General features: G+C 73.5%; 16 protein-coding genes. 11 read left to right on the top strand and 5 right to left on the bottom strand.

What is annotated here, in order from left to right:
• Window positions 1–25 precede the first annotated feature (25 nt).
• Window positions 26–532, top strand: a complete 507-nt coding sequence (locus tag ACERM0_RS16690; protein ID WP_373679753.1) for an AAA family ATPase — start codon at window positions 26–28, stop codon at window positions 530–532.
• A 48-nt stretch (window positions 533–580) separates the two neighbouring features.
• On the opposite strand, the gene ACERM0_RS16695 is transcribed toward ACERM0_RS16690, so the two are convergent.
• The gene (locus ACERM0_RS16695) at window positions 581–1,666 is read right to left on the bottom strand and encodes a GNAT family N-acetyltransferase (protein ID WP_373679754.1); all 1,086 of its coding nucleotides are present in this window, start codon (window positions 1,664–1,666) and stop codon (window positions 581–583) included.
• A 253-nt stretch (window positions 1,667–1,919) separates the two neighbouring features.
• Between ACERM0_RS16695 and ACERM0_RS16700 the strand changes: the two genes are divergently transcribed.
• The 7 genes from ACERM0_RS16700 (at window position 1,920) to ACERM0_RS16730 (ending at window position 8,995) form a co-directional block, all read left to right on the top strand.
• Window positions 1,920–2,114, top strand: coding sequence for a hypothetical protein (locus ACERM0_RS16700; RefSeq protein WP_373679755.1), 195 nt, complete (start codon window positions 1,920–1,922; stop codon window positions 2,112–2,114).
• Window positions 2,115–2,285: 171 nt separating this feature from the next.
• Window positions 2,286–2,648, top strand: a complete 363-nt coding sequence (locus ACERM0_RS16705; RefSeq protein WP_373679756.1) for a group 1 truncated hemoglobin — start codon at window positions 2,286–2,288, stop codon at window positions 2,646–2,648.
• Window positions 2,645–3,691 (top strand): adenylate/guanylate cyclase domain-containing protein, encoded by a 1,047-nt coding sequence (locus ACERM0_RS16710; RefSeq protein ID WP_373679757.1) that lies wholly within the window; start codon window positions 2,645–2,647, stop codon window positions 3,689–3,691. The genes ACERM0_RS16705 and ACERM0_RS16710 overlap by 4 nt, the downstream gene beginning before the upstream one ends.
• Window positions 3,692–3,693: 2 nt before the next feature.
• Window positions 3,694–6,288 carry an AAA family ATPase gene (locus ACERM0_RS16715; RefSeq protein ID WP_373679947.1) on the top strand — a complete coding sequence of 865 codons (2,595 nt, stop codon included), beginning with the start codon at window positions 3,694–3,696 and terminating at the stop codon, window positions 6,286–6,288.
• A 301-nt stretch (window positions 6,289–6,589) separates the two neighbouring features.
• Window positions 6,590–7,756: an NAD(P)/FAD-dependent oxidoreductase gene (locus ACERM0_RS16720; protein WP_373679758.1), complete on the top strand. Its 1,167-nt coding sequence runs from the start codon at window positions 6,590–6,592 to the stop codon at window positions 7,754–7,756.
• Between the two features lie 31 nt (window positions 7,757–7,787).
• Complete coding sequence (locus ACERM0_RS16725) at window positions 7,788–8,237, top strand: MaoC family dehydratase (RefSeq protein WP_373679948.1); 450 nt, start codon at window positions 7,788–7,790, stop codon at window positions 8,235–8,237.
• Window positions 8,238–8,278: 41 nt separating this feature from the next.
• Complete coding sequence (locus tag ACERM0_RS16730) at window positions 8,279–8,995, top strand: L,D-transpeptidase family protein (protein ID WP_373679759.1); 717 nt, start codon at window positions 8,279–8,281, stop codon at window positions 8,993–8,995.
• A gap of 61 nt (window positions 8,996–9,056) precedes the next feature.
• On the opposite strand, the gene ACERM0_RS16735 is transcribed toward ACERM0_RS16730, so the two are convergent.
• Window positions 9,057–11,018, bottom strand: a complete 1,962-nt coding sequence (locus ACERM0_RS16735; RefSeq protein ID WP_373679760.1) for an APC family permease — start codon at window positions 11,016–11,018, stop codon at window positions 9,057–9,059.
• A 220-nt stretch (window positions 11,019–11,238) separates the two neighbouring features.
• Between ACERM0_RS16735 and ACERM0_RS16740 the strand changes: the two genes are divergently transcribed.
• From ACERM0_RS16740 to ACERM0_RS16750, 3 genes are all read left to right on the top strand, one after another.
• A complete protein-coding gene (locus tag ACERM0_RS16740; RefSeq protein ID WP_373679761.1) occupies window positions 11,239–11,982 on the top strand; it encodes an ANTAR domain-containing protein in 744 nt (247 codons plus the stop codon).
• A 123-nt stretch (window positions 11,983–12,105) separates the two neighbouring features.
• A complete protein-coding gene (locus tag ACERM0_RS16745) occupies window positions 12,106–12,471 on the top strand; it encodes a hypothetical protein (protein WP_373679762.1) in 366 nt (121 codons plus the stop codon).
• On the top strand, window positions 12,468–12,803 hold the full coding sequence (locus ACERM0_RS16750; protein ID WP_373679763.1) for a hypothetical protein: 336 nt from the start codon (window positions 12,468–12,470) through the stop codon (window positions 12,801–12,803). The genes ACERM0_RS16745 and ACERM0_RS16750 overlap by 4 nt, the downstream gene beginning before the upstream one ends.
• An 18-nt stretch (window positions 12,804–12,821) precedes the next feature.
• Here the strand turns inward: ACERM0_RS16750 and ACERM0_RS16755 are convergent, their stop codons facing one another.
• From ACERM0_RS16755 to ACERM0_RS16765, 3 genes are all read right to left on the bottom strand, one after another.
• Complete coding sequence (locus ACERM0_RS16755) at window positions 12,822–13,277, bottom strand: universal stress protein (protein ID WP_373679764.1); 456 nt, start codon at window positions 13,275–13,277, stop codon at window positions 12,822–12,824.
• Between the two features lie 115 nt (window positions 13,278–13,392).
• Entirely contained in the window at window positions 13,393–13,911 is a 519-nt protein-coding gene (locus ACERM0_RS16760) for an ion channel (RefSeq protein ID WP_373679765.1), read from the bottom strand.
• A 57-nt stretch (window positions 13,912–13,968) separates the two neighbouring features.
• Window positions 13,969–14,856, bottom strand: a complete 888-nt coding sequence (locus ACERM0_RS16765; RefSeq protein WP_373679766.1) for a class I SAM-dependent methyltransferase — start codon at window positions 14,854–14,856, stop codon at window positions 13,969–13,971.
• Between the last annotated feature and the right edge of the window lie 26 nt (window positions 14,857–14,882).

Raw genomic sequence — 14,882 nt, forward strand, 5'->3', positions numbered from 1 at the left:
CTGGTGCGGTGTGGCAGGCTTCCCCATGCTCATCGTGATCTCGGGTCTGCCGGCCACGGGCAAGACGACCCTCGCCGCCGCCCTGGCACGACACGCCCGGGCCGTGCACCTGTCGGTGGACACCGTCGAGGACGCGATGCTCCGCTGTGGGCTCGAGCACGGCTGGACCACCGGGGTGGCGGCATACGAAGCCGTCAGCGCGGCCGCACGACAGAACCTCTCGCTCGGGCTCACCGTCGTGGTGGATGCCGTCAACGACAGCGAGCCTGCCCGTCAGGTGTGGCGAGACGCCGCTGCGAGCTGCGGCGTCGAGCTTCGGTTCGTGCTGCTCGTCCCGCCGGCGACCTCCGAGCATCAGCGCCGGCTTCGTGTCCGACAGCGGGGCCTCGACCTGCTCCCCGAGCCGTCGTGGCGGCAGGTCGAGGCACGAGCCGCCGGGTACGAACCGTGGCCGGACGCGCCGCTCGCGTTGCTGGCCGATGAGCCGGTCGAGACGTTGGTCCAGCGTCTCGTACACGAACTGGCGAGGTAGTGGCGCACGGTCGAGCCAGCAGCCGACCGTGCTCGAACCGCGACGCTGTCAGGCCAGCTCCGCCAGCAGCGACGGCGCGTCCAGGGGGCGATCGACGAGATCGGCCACCACCTCCAGCACGCCGCCGGTGTCGTCGACCCGCAGCTGCGGCAGGACGCGGCGCAATACGCGCAGGCTGGCCTCGTTGTCGGCCAGCACGCTGGCGTGCAGCGTCTGCAGCCCGGCGGCCCGGGCCTGCGCCACCAGCGCCGCGACCAGCCGTCGCCCGATCCCGCGTCCCTGCCAGGCGTCGACCACCTCGAAGGCGAGTTCGGCCGTGCCGGGCGCGTCGACGGCGTAGCGGCCGATCCCGACCGGCACCCAGCCGCGGCCATGACGAACCTCGGCGACCAGGGCCACGTGGCGGGTGCCGTCGACGCGCGACAGCGACTCGCGCAGGGACGGACTCAGGCGGTCGACGGCGCCGAGAAAGCGCCGCTGACGGCTCTCGACCGACAGGCCGAGGAACACCCGGTCGAGCGTGACCCGCTCGTCGGCACACAGGGCGCGTATGCGCACGGCGCGGCGACCCACGGCGCGCGGCGCGCGTGTCGCGCCTCGCCGGCCGGCGCCAATCTGCACGAACCCGTCCGGGACCTCGGAGGCGCGCGTGCGCCGCAGTCGCTCGACCGACACGAACGGGGCCGGCTGCAGGTTCTCGAGCAGGCCCAGCACCTCCGGCGCATGACGCTCGTCGACGGCGAGGCTGATGCTGGTCACCGGCCCCCGGGGCCCGACGCCCGGCACACCGGTCGCCGGCCACCCGGCCCGGTGCAGCAGGTCGAGTACGGCCGTGCCGTCGCCGGCCGCGACGGCACGAACCTCCGCGACGCCGGCCGTGAGCCGCTCGTCGGCGTGTAGGCCGAGCAGGGTGCCGACCGCCACGCCCGTGGCGTAGGCGACCAGGCGCACCGGGTCGCCGACGCCCGCGACCAGCGACGTGAACACCGACACGTACAACAGGGCCTCCACGCCGGCGAACACGGCACTCAGCAGGCGACGGCCGCGGTTGGCCAACGCCATGCGGAAGGTCCACAGGCCCAGCGACAGGGTGGCGGCACCACCCGTCACCAGGGCGGTCGACAGGGTGCGCACGGGTCTCACCTCCGTGCCGTGGTGGGCCGGGAGGTTCCTCCCGGACGACGAACACCGCGACGTCCCGAGACTGCGGGCGGTGAGCGGCCCCGGCATCGGCAGGCCCCACCCACCTCGGCGTGCTCGACCTGGGTGACGGCTGCACCCGACATGGGTGACCCCGCCCACCGACTTCGGTGGTGCCCACCGGGGACGGTCCGGCCGGCGCCGGGGAAGGTCCACGTCGGCAACCCTCCGACGACCAGGACCTCCCATGCTCAGCCCCGAAACCATGTACGTCCACCTCGAGGTGCAGCGCCGGCAGCAGGAACTCTTCGACAGCCGCCGCAGCGCCACCGCCCGCCGCGGACGCCCGAGCCGCGCCAGCCGGCGACGTGCGGCACGACACGAGCGGCCGCCACGGCCGGTGACCGGCTGGGTGTGGTCGCGGCCCCGCCGAGCCGTCTGAGACCGCCGCCTCCCGGCGCCCCGCCGTCCGGTCCGCCTCGCGCGACCGATGCGCGGGGCGCCGGCGATGTCGCGCGACCAATCGTCTCAATGGCCGCACGGTTCCCGGCCAGCCCCGGCGTCCGGCCACCGGCCGTAGGCTGAAGTAGCGCTGAGCGGCGGGAGTCCGCACATGGGGAGCATCTTCGACCGGTACGGCGGGTTCGCGGTGATCCGCAAGGTCGTGTCCGAGTTCTACGACCGCGTCCTGGACTCCCCGCAGCTGTCGTCGCACTTCGCCGGCGTCGACATGCGGTCGCTGATCAACCACCAGACGCAGTTCATCGCGTACCTCACGGGCGGGCCCGGGGCCGTCTACACCGACGACGCCCTGCGTCGCGTCCATGCCCCGCTCGGCATCACCGAACCCGAGGTCGAGGAGATGCGCCGCCTGCTGCGCGAGACCCTCGAGGACCTCGACTTCGATCCTGCCGACATCAAGACGATCGACGGGGAGATGGAGGTCCGCACCAAGCTGATCGTGGGCGCGTCATGAGCGCCGACCCCGCGACGCTGCTCGCCACGCTGCAGCGACTCGAATGGGGCGTGGCCGTCGTCTCGCCCGACGACTGGCTCGTCGAGTTCGAGAACGCGACGTTCTTCCGTTGGTTCCCGCCGACGCAGGACGACACGGAATCGCTGGCCGGCCGCCTGCCCGGACTGCGTGAGGAGCGGGCCCGGGCGCGGCTGGAGGACGGCCAGCCGTTCAAATTCGAGACCGAGGTCAAGGACGGGGTCCGCAGCGTGAGCCTGCAGGTCGTCCTGCGTCCGTTCGAGATCGAGGACCAGCCCGCCGTGCTGGTGGAGGCCCACGACACCTCGAAGCAGAAGGAGGCCGAGTACATGCTCGACTCCTACAGCCAGCTCGCCGAACGCAACGCCCGCGAACTGCAACGCGAGAAGGAACGGGTGGAGAAGCTGCTGCTCAACATCATGCCGCGCTCCGTGTTCGACGAGATGACGGAGTTCGGCACCGTCACCCCGCAGCGGTTCGACGACGCGTCCATCATGATGCTCGACTTCGTGCAGTTCACGTCGATGGCGGTGTCGCGCGACCCGTCCGCCCTGGTGGCGGAGCTGAACGACATCTTCACCGCCTTCGACCGGATCGTGGAGCTGTTCGGCGGCGAGCGGCTGAAGACCATCGGCGACGCCTACCTGGCCGTCGCCGGGATCCCGGACCCGTCGCCGGACCACGCCCGCAACCTCGCTCGTGTCGCTCTGCGGATCCGTCGCTACCTGGAGCGGCGCAACGCCTCCCACCCGGAACAGTGGCTGTGCCGGATCGGCCTGGACACGGGGCCCGTCATCGGCTCGATCGTTGGCGTGCAGAAGTACGTCTACGACATCTTCGGGCCGGGCGTGAACCTGGCGGCGCGGCTGGAGAGCCTCGCCGAGCCGATGCAGATCCTCGTCAGCGAGCCGGCCTACCAGCTCATCCGCAACGACTTCGTCCTCACCGACCTCGGGATCGTCGAGGTGAAGGGCTTCGGGCCCCAACAGCTGTATTCGCTGGACCGTGAGGAACCCCGGCGTTGACCATGCGACTGCTCGAACGTGACGCGGAACTGCAACTGCTCGACCGCGCCGTGTCCGCGGCCGCGGCCGGGGCCGGCAGCGTGGTGCTGGTGGCGGGGGAGCCGGGGATCGGGAAGTCCGCGCTGGTGGACGCCTGGCTGGCCCGGCTGCCCGACACGGTGCGGATCCTTCGCGGCGCCTGCGACGACCTCGTCACGCCCCGCCTGCTGGGACCGTTCCGGGACATGGTGCGCGGCACCCAGGCACCGCTGGCGGGCGCCCTGGAGTCGGCGGGCTCGCGCGACGGGGTACTGGGAGCGATCCAGGCCGAGCTCAGCAGCCCGCTGCGGACGACCGTCGCGGTCATCGAGGACCTGCACTGGGCCGACGAAGCCACCCTGGACGCCGTCCGGTTCCTGGCCCGACGCATCGCCGACGAGCCCACCGTGCTGGTCACCACCTACCGCGACGACCTGCCGGCCGACCATCCGCTGCTCGCCGCAACGGGTGCGCTGACCGGCCCCGCGGTGCACCGCCTGGCGCTGGCGGGATTGTCGGTGGCCGGGGTGGCGACCTTGGGGGCGGAGGCCGGGCTGTCGGCGGCGCAAGTCCACGACATCACCGGCGGCAACCCGTTCTTCGTGACCGAGGTGCTCTCGTCGCCCGGCCGGGAGGTGCCGACGACCGTCCGCGAAGCCGTCGGCGCCCGCCTCCGCGAACTGCCCGACACCGCCCGGCGCGCCCTGGAGCAGCTGGCCGTCGCCCCGGGCGGGCTGTCGCTGGCGCTCGTCGAGCGCGTCGTCGCCGGCGGCATGGCCGCACTGGAGGAACCGGAGCGCCGCCGTTTCACGGCGTTCGTCGACGGCACGGCACGCTTCCGCCACGAGCTCATCCGCCGCGCCGTGGTGGCCTCCTGCACCGCGGCACAGCTGGCCGTCGCCCACGCCCGGGTGCTGGCCGCGCTCGACCCCGACCGCACCGACCCCGCCCGCCTCGTCCACCACGCCGTCGGTGCCGGCGATGCGGAGGCCGTGGCCCGACACGCCCCGGCGGCGGCCCGTGCCGCCGCGCAGGCGGGTGCGCACCGCGATTCCGTCGGCCTCTACGAGCACGTGCTGCGCTTTCCCGAGCTGTTGCCGGCCGCCGAGCGCGCCGCCGTACGCACCGACCACGCCCGCGAGTTGCTACTCGTCAACCGGTTGGAAGAGGGGTTGGCCGAGGCGGAACGGGCCGTCGCCGAATCGGAGCGCCTCGGCGACCCGGAGGGGCTCGGAATCGCACTGACGGTGCTGGCCGACGCCCGCTACTGGGGCCTGCGCGGCGCCACGGCGGCCGCGGCCGCGGAACAGGCCGTGGCCGTCCTGCGGTCACTGCCGCCGGATCGACCGCTCGCGCGGGCCACCTCGACGTTGGCGTTCGTCCAGGTGATGGACAACCGGTTCGCGGACGCGGAACGCAGTGCGGATGAGGCCGTGGTGCTGGCCGACGCCGTCGGCGCGCCGGACCTGCGTTCGCACGCGCTGGCGCAGCGCGGCCTGGCGCGCGTGATGCTGGACGACGAACGCGGCCTGGAGGACCTGCGCGGGGCACTGCGGTCGGCGCTCGAGCTGCCGCACCACGAACACGTCGTCGTCGCCAGCGTCGGTCTCGCCTCCGCGATGCACCGGGCGGGTCGGACCGCCGACGCCGAGGAGGTGCTCGCCACCGGGCTGGCCCACGCCCAGCGCCACGACCTGACCACGGCCGCGACGACGCTGCGCATGATGCGCAGCGGCCTGGACCTGGCCCGCGGCGACTGGCGGGAGGCGGAGCAGGGGTTGCGGGCCGCGCTGGGCGAGGGTCAGGGCACCGGTTGGGGCGAGACGGTCGCCGCCGCCCTGCTCGGCCGGCTCCGGGCCCGCCAGCAGGCCGGCGGTGCCGAGGAACTGCTCGATCGGGCCTGGCAGCTGGCGACCGCCAGCGGCGAGATCCAGCGCATCGGTCCCGCGGGCGCCGCCTGGCTGGAGTGGGGCTGGCTGACCGGCCAGCTCGACCGGGTCCGTGACCGCGTCGAGTACGCGACCGCCACCGCCCGTCGCGTGGGCCATCGCTGGTACCTCGGCGAGCTCCTGCGCTACCGGATGCTCGCGGAGGGACCGGCCGAGGTCACCGACGCACTGCCCGAACCGTGGGCCAGCGGCTGCCGTGGCGCCTGGCGGGAGGCGGCCGCGACGTGGCAGGAACGCGGCGCCCCCTACGAACGAGCCCTGGAGCTGTACGCCTCGGCCGAGGTGGCGGCGGTCCTCGAGGCGCTGACGGAGTTCGACCGCCTGGGCGCGCTGGCCACGGCCACGCTGGCGCGCCGCCGCCTCAAGGAACTGGGCGTACGTCACATCCCGCGCGGGCCGCGGGCCGAGACCCGGGACCATCCACTCGGGCTCACCCCGCGCCAGGTCGAGGTGCTGGGGCTGCTCGTCACCGGGGCGACCAACCCGGAGATCGCCGAGCGGCTGGTCCTGTCGGTGCGCACCGTGGACCACCACGTCTCCGCGGTGCTGACCAAGCTCGGGGTCGGCTCACGCCGCGAGGTCGCCGCGCGGGCCGAGGAGCTCGGCCTGCTGCCCGCCACCGTTCGCTGACGTCCCGGGCCGGGCCGCCGGCCGGACGGCAGCCGACCCGAGCCGTGCGGGTCACTGGCCCATGGGTAGTTCGCCGGGCTCAGCTGGGTGGTGCCCACCGATGGCCCGACGACCCGCTCGGTCGATGCTCGTCCCGTCGCGCCGCCCACGGGTCGAAGGAGACACGATGACCACCCCCCGCACCAGCACCGTCCAGCATCGACATGACGACGCCATGAGACGGCGTAGCCGGGGCGGCGGGCTGCGGCTCCCCGCCCCGCACGAGGACCGGCGCAGCCGACCGACCACGAGGAGAGCGACCATGGCCACCGCGACCGCTGACGTGATCGTCGTCGGCGCCCGCGTCGCGGGCGCCGCCACGGCACGGCTGCTGGCCCGTCAGGGACTGGACGTGCTCGTGGTCGACCGGGACCGGCCGGGCACGGACACCCTGTCCACCCACGCCCTCATGCGCGGCGCCGTCGTGCAGTTGCAGCGCTGGGGGCTGATCGATCGGCTCGTCGCGGCGGGGACCCCGCCGGTCGAGCACGTGACCTTCCACTACGGCGACCGCATCGATCCGGTCGACCTGCGTGGAAGGGCCGGGCCGCTGTACGCGCCGCGACGGACCGTGCTCGACCCGCTGCTGGTCGACGCGGCCCGCGAGGCGGGTGCCCGGTTCCGGTTCGGGGTGAAGGTGGACGGCCTGGTGCACGGGCCCGACGGCCGCGTCGCCGGCGTGCGCACCCGAACGACAGACGGGACGACCGAGACGCTGCTGGCTCGCCACGTCGTCGGCGCGGATGGCCGCCGTTCGCGTGTCGCCGCCGCGGTCGACGCACCGGTGCAGCACCAGGCCCGCGGTTCGGGCGCCTGCGTCTACCGACTCGTCGAGCACCTGCCGACCCAGGGCTACGAGTGGTTCTACCGGCCGGGCCGGGCGGCGGGGCTGATCCCCACCAACGGCCGCCGGACGGTGGTGTGGTCCGGTGCCCCGACCGCACGGTTCCTCGCCGAGCGCCGCGCCGGTCTGCCGAACTGGTGGGCGACGGTGCTGGCCGAGGCCGCCCCGGAGGTGGCCGAGGTCGTGCAGTGGCTGCCGCGCGGACGGACCTGGGGGTTCGCCGGCGTCCCCACGCGGGTGTTGCGTCCGTGGGGGCCGGGCTGGGTACTCGTCGGCGACGCGGGCGCCTTCCGCGACCCGATCTCCTCCCACGGCATCACGGACGCGCTGCGCGACGCCGAGTTGGCCGCGCGGGCGATCGTCGCCTCGCACGCCGCGCCCGCCACCGAGCTCGTCAACCTGCGACGCTTCCACGCACTGCGCGACCGCAGCCTGCTGCCGGTGGTCGCCGCCACCGACGCCGTCGCCCGTTACGACTGGGACCTGCCCGAACTCGAACGCCGTCTGCGGCAGCTGAGCGATGCCATGCGCCAGGAGACCGCCTTCCTGCGCCAACTCGACGCGGCTGCCGACCTCGCCGCCTGAGGAGACGCACGTGGACCGCTCCGAACCGACCATGGTCTGGCCGCACGGGGCGCCTGCCGTCGGGGCGACGGCACGCCGCCGACGCACGATCGAGCCGCAGGACATCCAGCGCTTCACCGCCATCAGCGGCGACCGCAACCCGCTGCACTACGACGACGAGGTTGCCGAGGCCACGCCCCTCGGCGGCATCGTCGTGCAGGGCGGCGTCATCACGGCCATCCTCAACGCCGTCGTCGCCGAGGACCTGCCCGGCCCGGGCACGGTGTTCCTCCACACCGACTGGTCGTTCCGTGCGCCGGTGCGGCCGGGCGACGTGATCACCGGCGAGGTGGAGGTGCTCGAGGTGCGGACCGACAAGCCGATCACCCGGCTCGCGACGCGCGTCGTCCGCGACGACGCGACCGTCAGCGTGGAGGGCACGGCATTGTGCTGGACCTTCCCACTGTCGCCAAGGGAACAGCGCCCCGGGCGAGAGGGGTAGGACGCCTCTGGCCCTGGCTCACCCTCGGCGCGACGATCGTCGTGGGCCTTCAGGTCCGCGGTCCGGACGTGGCCGCGGCCGGCTCCGAGGTGGTGAGCCACATGCGCGTCGTCCTGCGTCCCCGGAGGCTGTGGGCGGTACTCCTGCTCACCGTCCTCCTCGTCGTCACGTTCGTCACACCGGCGGGCGCGGCCACGACCCTGCGCGAAGGGTCGCGTGGTCCGGCCGTCGTCCAACTGCAGACCCGACTCCAGGAACTCCGCTACGACGTCGGCCCCGTCGACGGGGTGTTCGGCGCCAGCACCAAGCACGCGGTCGTCGCCTTCCAGAAGGTCAACGGCCTCAGCCGCGACGGCGTGGTCGGCACCCGGACACAGGCGGCGTTGAAGGACCCGGTCCGGCCCAAGCTCCGGCGTGATCGGGCAGGCACCTACGTCGAGGTGGACCTGACCCGCCAGGTGCTCTACCTCGCAAAGGACGGCCGCATCGTCCGGATCGTGGACGCGTCGTCCGGCAAGGCCTCGACCCCCACGCCGACCGGCCAGTACCGGATCGAGCGGCGGATCGACGGCTACCGGACCGGGCGCCTGGGCACCATGTGGCGGCCGGCGTACTTCTACAAGGGGTACGCCATCCACGGCTACCCGTCGGTGCCGTCGTACCCGGCCAGCCACGGTTGCGTGCGGGTCCCCAACGCCTCGATGAACCGGATGTGGAGCCGCCTGCCGGTCGGCACGCCGGTCCACATCTACCGATGACCCCGCCGCGTGGTGACGGCCCCGGTGCCAGGTCACCGGGGCCGTTTCGCCGGCCGCGCCATCACTCGCGACCGGCGGGTGGCACCGAGGACACCGTCAGCGCGACGTCCTCCGCCGCCGCCGGTGCCGGCGTCCGACGGCGGCGCCACGGCAGCCGACCGTGGACCTCCTCGGGCAGCGGCACGGGGACGGAGGCGATGACCGTGTTCGGGCGCTGACGCAACCGCGTGCGCAGCCACCAGGCCGTCTGGGTGTGCAGCAACCGCTGCCAGGCGTGCTCGACCACGAACTCGGGCAGCACGACCGTCACGATCGCGTCCCGATCCGCTCCCTGCACGCGGTCGAGGTAGCGCAGCAGCGGGTTGACGAGCTGCCGGTAGGGGTCCTGGATGACGTCCAGCGTCAGGTCGAGACCCGCGTGCTTCCACTGTCGACGCAGCTTGGCCGCCTCCTCGTCGGACAGCACGACCGTGACGACGCGCACCTCGTCGGCATGCAGGTTGCGGGCGTACGCGATCGCGTCGACGGCACCGCGGTGGACCCGGGAGACCGGGACGACGACGATGTTGCGACGGGGTCGCGCCCGGTAGCCGACCGGCACGGCCAGGCCGCGCTTCACGTCGAGGTAGTGCCGGTGCACCGTGCGGAACAGCCCGATGATCACCGGGATGACGACCACGGGGATCCAGGCACCGGTCGTGAACTTGGACACCACCACCACGACCAGAACCGTCGCGGTGGCCGTGGCGCCGACGGCGTTGATCGCCTGGGCCCGGCGCCAGCCCGGCTCCCGCAGACGGGCGTGGTGGCGGACCATGCCGACCTGGGACACCGTGAATCCCGTGAACACGCCGACCGCGTACAGCGGGATGAGGGCGGTGGTGCTGCCGCCGAACGCGATCAGCAGGACCGCGGCCGCGCCACCCAGCAGCAGGATGCCGTTGGAGAACACCAGCCGGTCGCCGCGGTGGCTGAGTTGGCGCGGGAGGAAGCCGTCGCGGGAGATCAGCGACGACAGGCGCGGGAAGTCGGCGAAGGCGGTGTTCGCCGCGAGGAACAGGATGGCCATCGTCGTGATCTGCAGGGCCCCGTAGCCGAACGAGCCCCGCCCGAACACGGCGCCACCGAGCTGCGAGAGCACGGTCTCGTCCTCGCTCGGCAGTGGTCGCAGCCGGTCCGCGAGCACGGAGATGCCAAGGAAGGCGCTGCCGAGGATCAGGCCCATCGCACCCAGCGTGCGGGCCGCGTTGCGCGACTCGGGACGGCGGAAGGCGGGGATGCCGTTGGTGATGGCCTCGGTGCCCGTCAGGGCGACGGCGCCGGACGAGAAGGCCCGAGCCACGATCAGCGCCCCCGCGAGCCCGGTCAGCCCCAGCGTGCTGCCACCGGTGAGGGCGGCCAACTGTTCCGGGTCGACCGGAGCGGCCGTCAGCGCGCCGGTCTGCGTCCGCCACAGGCCGACCAGCAGCAACGCACCCAGGGCGACCAGGTAGAGGTAGGTCGGGATGGCGAACAAGGTCCCCGATTCCTTGGCGCCGCGCAGGTTCGCGACGGCGATCAACGCGACGACTCCCACGCCGATCTCGACCCGGTACTCGAGCAGTTCCGGAAGTGCGGACACCACGGCCGCGACGCCTGCCGAGACGGACACCGCGACGGTGAGCGTGTAGTCGACCAGCAGCGAGGCGCCGGCGAGCAACGACCAGCGTTCACCGAGGTTCTGGCGCGCGACGACGTAGGCGCCGCCACCGTCGGGGTACGCGTAGATGGTCTGCCGGTAGCTGAGCACCACGACCAGCAGCACGAGCGCCACGACCAGCGAGATCGGAACCAGCAGGTGCAGCGCGGCGAGTCCGGCGACCGGGACCAGGATGAAGAGGATCTCCTCGGTCGCGTAGGCGGTGGAGGAGATCGCGTCGGAGGCGAACACGGCCAGGCCGATGCGTTTCGGCAGCCGGGTGCGGTACTCCTCCGCGGTCGCCAGCGGGCGCCCGACGAGCAGGCGCTTGACGAGCGATGTCATCGCCGTACCTCGTCGCCGGTGGTGATGGTGCCTCGAGCGCGGGCGCCGGCGACCGTTCTCGCCCACGACGGTACGACCGCCGCTGCGGTGTCGCGCGCGATTTGTCCGAGGCTTGGCACAACGTGAACCCGGGCGCCCGGTCGATGCGGGGCGACGCATCAGCGTGGGGAAGGGGACATGGGCCCTTCGTCGACGCCCGGGTGACTGGCCATCATGGAGGGTGCCCGACGGCCCCTCCGGCCGGGCCGGCGTGGAGGTCGCCGCCGTGGTCGACGCGTCGCTGCTGGTGGCCGTCCTGGGGGACTTCGCCGGGACCGTGGCGGTGCGGCACGACCCGGACCGGCTGGCCGCGGAGGTCCTCGGCCCGCTGTGCCGGCTGCTGACGGCGGACGCGGCAGCCATCTCCCTCGTCGTCGGGGACGGCTTGCGGTTCGTGGCCGCGACCGGACCCGAGACGGCACGGTTCGAGCGCCGCCAGCTGGCCACCGAACACAGCCCGGCGAGCGAGGCACTCCGGCAGGTGCGCGGTGTGACGTGCGGGGACCTCGGCGTCGACCCCCGCTGGCCGGAGCTGGTACCCGTCGCGCTGGAGGCCGGTGCCCGCGCCCTCGTCGCCGTCCCGTTGTCTGCCGCGGGCTCGTCCGTCGGCGTCGTGACCGTCTTGGCCCGAGCGCCGCGCGTCTGGGAGACGGCCGACCTGGTCGCGGTGACGGCGTTCGCCGAGTTGGTGGCCGCGTGTCTCCTGGTCGCAGGACGCTCGTCCGCGCGGGCGCGCCTCGCGGCGCAGTTGCAGCACGCCCTGGAACGGCGGGTCGTCGTCGAGCAGGCCAAGGGGATGCTGGCCGAGCGCCACGGGACCACACCGGAGGTCGCCTACGAACGACTTCGCCGACATGCCCGCGAGCACCAGACGAAGGTGGCGACGGTGGCGCGGGCGGTCCTCGACGGCCGCTCGGAGCCATGACACCGACGTCAGAATTGGGTCGAAGGTCCCTGTTCCGCGCGACGGCGCGTCGGTACCAATGGAGCCGCTGCCCGTGACCCCGGTGGCGCATCGACCATCACAACGCGTTCACGGGGGACCATCTTGCTGCACCACGTCCAGGCGCCACACCTCACCTCACGGGTCGCCGAACGAGCCTTCGTTCGGTGGCTCGTTCAGCCGGACAAGCCGGACGAGCTCCGCCTCGGCGGGCCGGACGCGCCCGCGACGCCACTGACGTGGACCCTCGGGGAGTTGTGCACCTCGAGGCACACGCTGCCGCCGATCGCCGCGGCCGTCCTCGGCTGCGAGGAGGGCTTGAGTGTCGGGCAGGCGGCCACGGAACTGCTGCTGGCCGTGAACGACCCGGCGGGACCACGCTGCCGGTCGTACCGCGCCGCGACCTACTACCTGCGCGAGCGCGCCCTGCTCGGCGAGGTGTTCGCGGACCTGGAGGCGGTCTCGTCGTGACGGCAACCGTGTACGCCACCGCACCGCGGCGGGGCGTGATGACCTACGCGACGACCCCGACGGGAACGGTGACGCAGATCGTCGAGCCGGCCGAGCCGCTGGTCGACCATCGCGCCGTCGCGGCCCTGGCGCTGGGTCTGGCCTACTCGCACCTCGACCGGGGCGACTCCGTCGCGGAGCTCGCCACGAGCGCCGACGCGGCGTTGCTGCGCCGTGCGCACCACCACCTGGCCGGGCTCGACCACCACACGCCGGCGGTCCTCGCCAGCGCGCGCAAGCTCGTCGAGGCGGCCGTGCACGTGCGGACCCGACCCGAGCGCGCCATCGCGTGACGCGGCCGGCGGCGTGGGTCAGTGCTCGTGGGTCGGCACGACCGCCAGCGGGCAGGGTGCGTGGTGGATGCACTGCTGGCTGACCGAGCCCAGGAGCAGCCCGGCGAAGCCGCCACGGCCTCGGGTGCCGACCACGAGCAGGTCGGCACCCTTCGCCCGCTCGAGCAGCACCTGGGCCGGCCGTCGACCCTGCACGGCTTCGGCGGTCACCTCGATGCCGAGGTCGGTGCCGAGTTCGGCGACCATGCCCTCGACGAGGTCGGTCGCGTACGCCGCCATCCGCTCGTGGCGTGCCTCGACCTCCTCGACCGAAGGCAGGCCGGCGGGGTAGCGGTACACCTCGTAGGCGGGGGTGTCGTCGTAGGCGTGCACCACCTCCAGCGCGGCGCCATGGACGCGGGCCTCGTCCACCGCCCACCGCAGGGCGGTCCGGGACTGGTCGGACCCGTCGACGCCGACGACGATGCGGTCCATCCTGGTCTCCTCGTCCCGGGTGCCTCGGCGCCTGCGCGGCGCCTGGGCGGCGCCTTCGCCCCCAGCGTCCGCCGTGGTGGGCCGCCCGGCCAGGGTCCTTCGCCCCGACCGCGACTCACCCGTCCCTGGGGGCGGCTCGTCGCCGCGCCGCGGCGAGCAGCACGCGGACGGCGGCGGCGATCACGACGGTGTTGAAGACCATCTGCACCGTGACCACCAGGCGTGCCGTCTGTCCTGCGGCGTGCACGTCGCCGAAACCGACGGTGACCAGGGTCGAGATGGTGAAGTAGGCGGCGTCCAGGCGGGTCGCCAACCCGCTGAACTGGCCCGGTACCTCGGCCAGTCGGGCATAGGCCAACGCGAAGAACGCCACCGCCCACAACACGATGGCCACCAGGCTCTCGATGCGGGCGCCCTGGACGACGGTGGGATCGGTCGCCCGTGCGGCGCGCTGCTCGCGGAGTGCGGCGGCGGCCACGGCCATGCCCAGCAGCAGCACACCGCCGGTGACGAGCACCGCGTCCAGCGGCCCCAACGGTCCCGACGGCAACGGGGCGACCGCCAGGACCGCGAACCCGAGCCCGCCGACGACCAGGCCCCGCACCAGCGCCCTCGCAACGCTCAGGGACTCCACCGGGGCCTCCTCGTCCGGCCAGCCGTAGCGTGCCGGACGGAGGACGTCGGCGTGGCCTCAGCGCTCGGCGACCACGAGATTGGTGTGCATCGGCACGACGACGTGGTCGCCCACCCGGTACTCCTCGACCAGCGCCCTGGTCTCCTCCTCGATGGCGGCGAGGTAGTCCGCGAACAGGTCCGGGTCCTCGTCGAACTTCGGCACGACGGCGGCATAGGCGTGCTCCAGCCGCTCCACGAAGCGCTCCGGCGTGACGAAGCGGGCCGTGACGGTGTGCGTGGCGACGTCGTGGACGCGCAGGCCGGCCTCGCGGAGCAGTCCGGTGAGCGCCGCCGCGTCGCCGAAGGTGAAGGGTGCCACGAGGTCCTCGGTCTCGACCGGCAGCCCGTGCGCAGCCAGGTGGGGGGCCTCGGCACGGGCGAGCGCGGCGAAGAAGGAGTGCCGTTCGAGTCCCTGCCAGACCGCCAGCGCGACCCGACCGCCGTCGACCAGGACGCGGCGCATCTCGCGCACGGCTGCGAGGCGGTCGGGGAAGAACTGCAGTCCCTGTTGGCAGTACACGCGGTCGACACTGCGGTCGGGGAGGTCGAGGGTGGTGGCGTCGCCCTGCCGGTAAGCGACCGTTGCCGCCGTCGCCGTGGTGCGCTCACGGGCGACCGCGAGCATGGCCGGGTTGAGGTCGATCCCGGTCACCTCGCCGCCCGGCCCCACCGCCGCGGCCAGCCGGCGGGTGACGATGCCCGTCCCGCAGGCGACGTCCAGCACCCGGTCACCCGGCGACGGCGGGGCGAAGGCCAGCAGGGCCCGACCGAGCGGGCCGAAGATGGCGGGCCCGTAGTAGTCGTCGTAGGTGTGGGCCGGTGTGGTGTCCGCTGGGGTGGTGTCCGCTGGTGTCGTGTGCGCCGGTGCCGTGTGGGCCGGCGTCGCACTGGTGATCCCGGTCATGTCGTGTCTCCCGCGTCGCCGGGCGC

The sequence above is a fragment of the Egicoccus sp. AB-alg2 genome (genome assembly GCF_041821065.1).
In the GTDB taxonomy this organism is placed as follows: Bacteria; Actinomycetota; Nitriliruptoria; order Nitriliruptorales; family Nitriliruptoraceae; genus Egicoccus.

Bases quoted from the DNA above. Each gene is read 5' to 3' on its own strand.
- ACERM0_RS16690 (WP_373679753.1), top strand. From the start codon at position 26: ATGCTCATCGTGATCTCGGGTCTGCCGGCCACGGGCAAGACGACCCTC.
- ACERM0_RS16700 (WP_373679755.1), top strand. From the start codon at position 1,920: ATGCTCAGCCCCGAAACCATGTACGTCCACCTCGAGGTGCAGCGCCGG.
- ACERM0_RS16705 (WP_373679756.1), top strand. From the start codon at position 2,286: ATGGGGAGCATCTTCGACCGGTACGGCGGGTTCGCGGTGATCCGCAAG.
- ACERM0_RS16710 (WP_373679757.1), top strand. From the start codon at position 2,645: ATGAGCGCCGACCCCGCGACGCTGCTCGCCACGCTGCAGCGACTCGAA.
- ACERM0_RS16715 (WP_373679947.1), top strand. From the start codon at position 3,694: ATGCGACTGCTCGAACGTGACGCGGAACTGCAACTGCTCGACCGCGCC.
- ACERM0_RS16720 (WP_373679758.1), top strand. From the start codon at position 6,590: ATGGCCACCGCGACCGCTGACGTGATCGTCGTCGGCGCCCGCGTCGCG.
- ACERM0_RS16725 (WP_373679948.1), top strand. From the start codon at position 7,788: ATGGTCTGGCCGCACGGGGCGCCTGCCGTCGGGGCGACGGCACGCCGC.
- ACERM0_RS16735 (WP_373679760.1), bottom strand. From the start codon at position 11,018: ATGACATCGCTCGTCAAGCGCCTGCTCGTCGGGCGCCCGCTGGCGACC.
- ACERM0_RS16755 (WP_373679764.1), bottom strand. From the start codon at position 13,277: ATGGACCGCATCGTCGTCGGCGTCGACGGGTCCGACCAGTCCCGGACC.
- ACERM0_RS16765 (WP_373679766.1), bottom strand. From the start codon at position 14,856: ATGACCGGGATCACCAGTGCGACGCCGGCCCACACGGCACCGGCGCAC.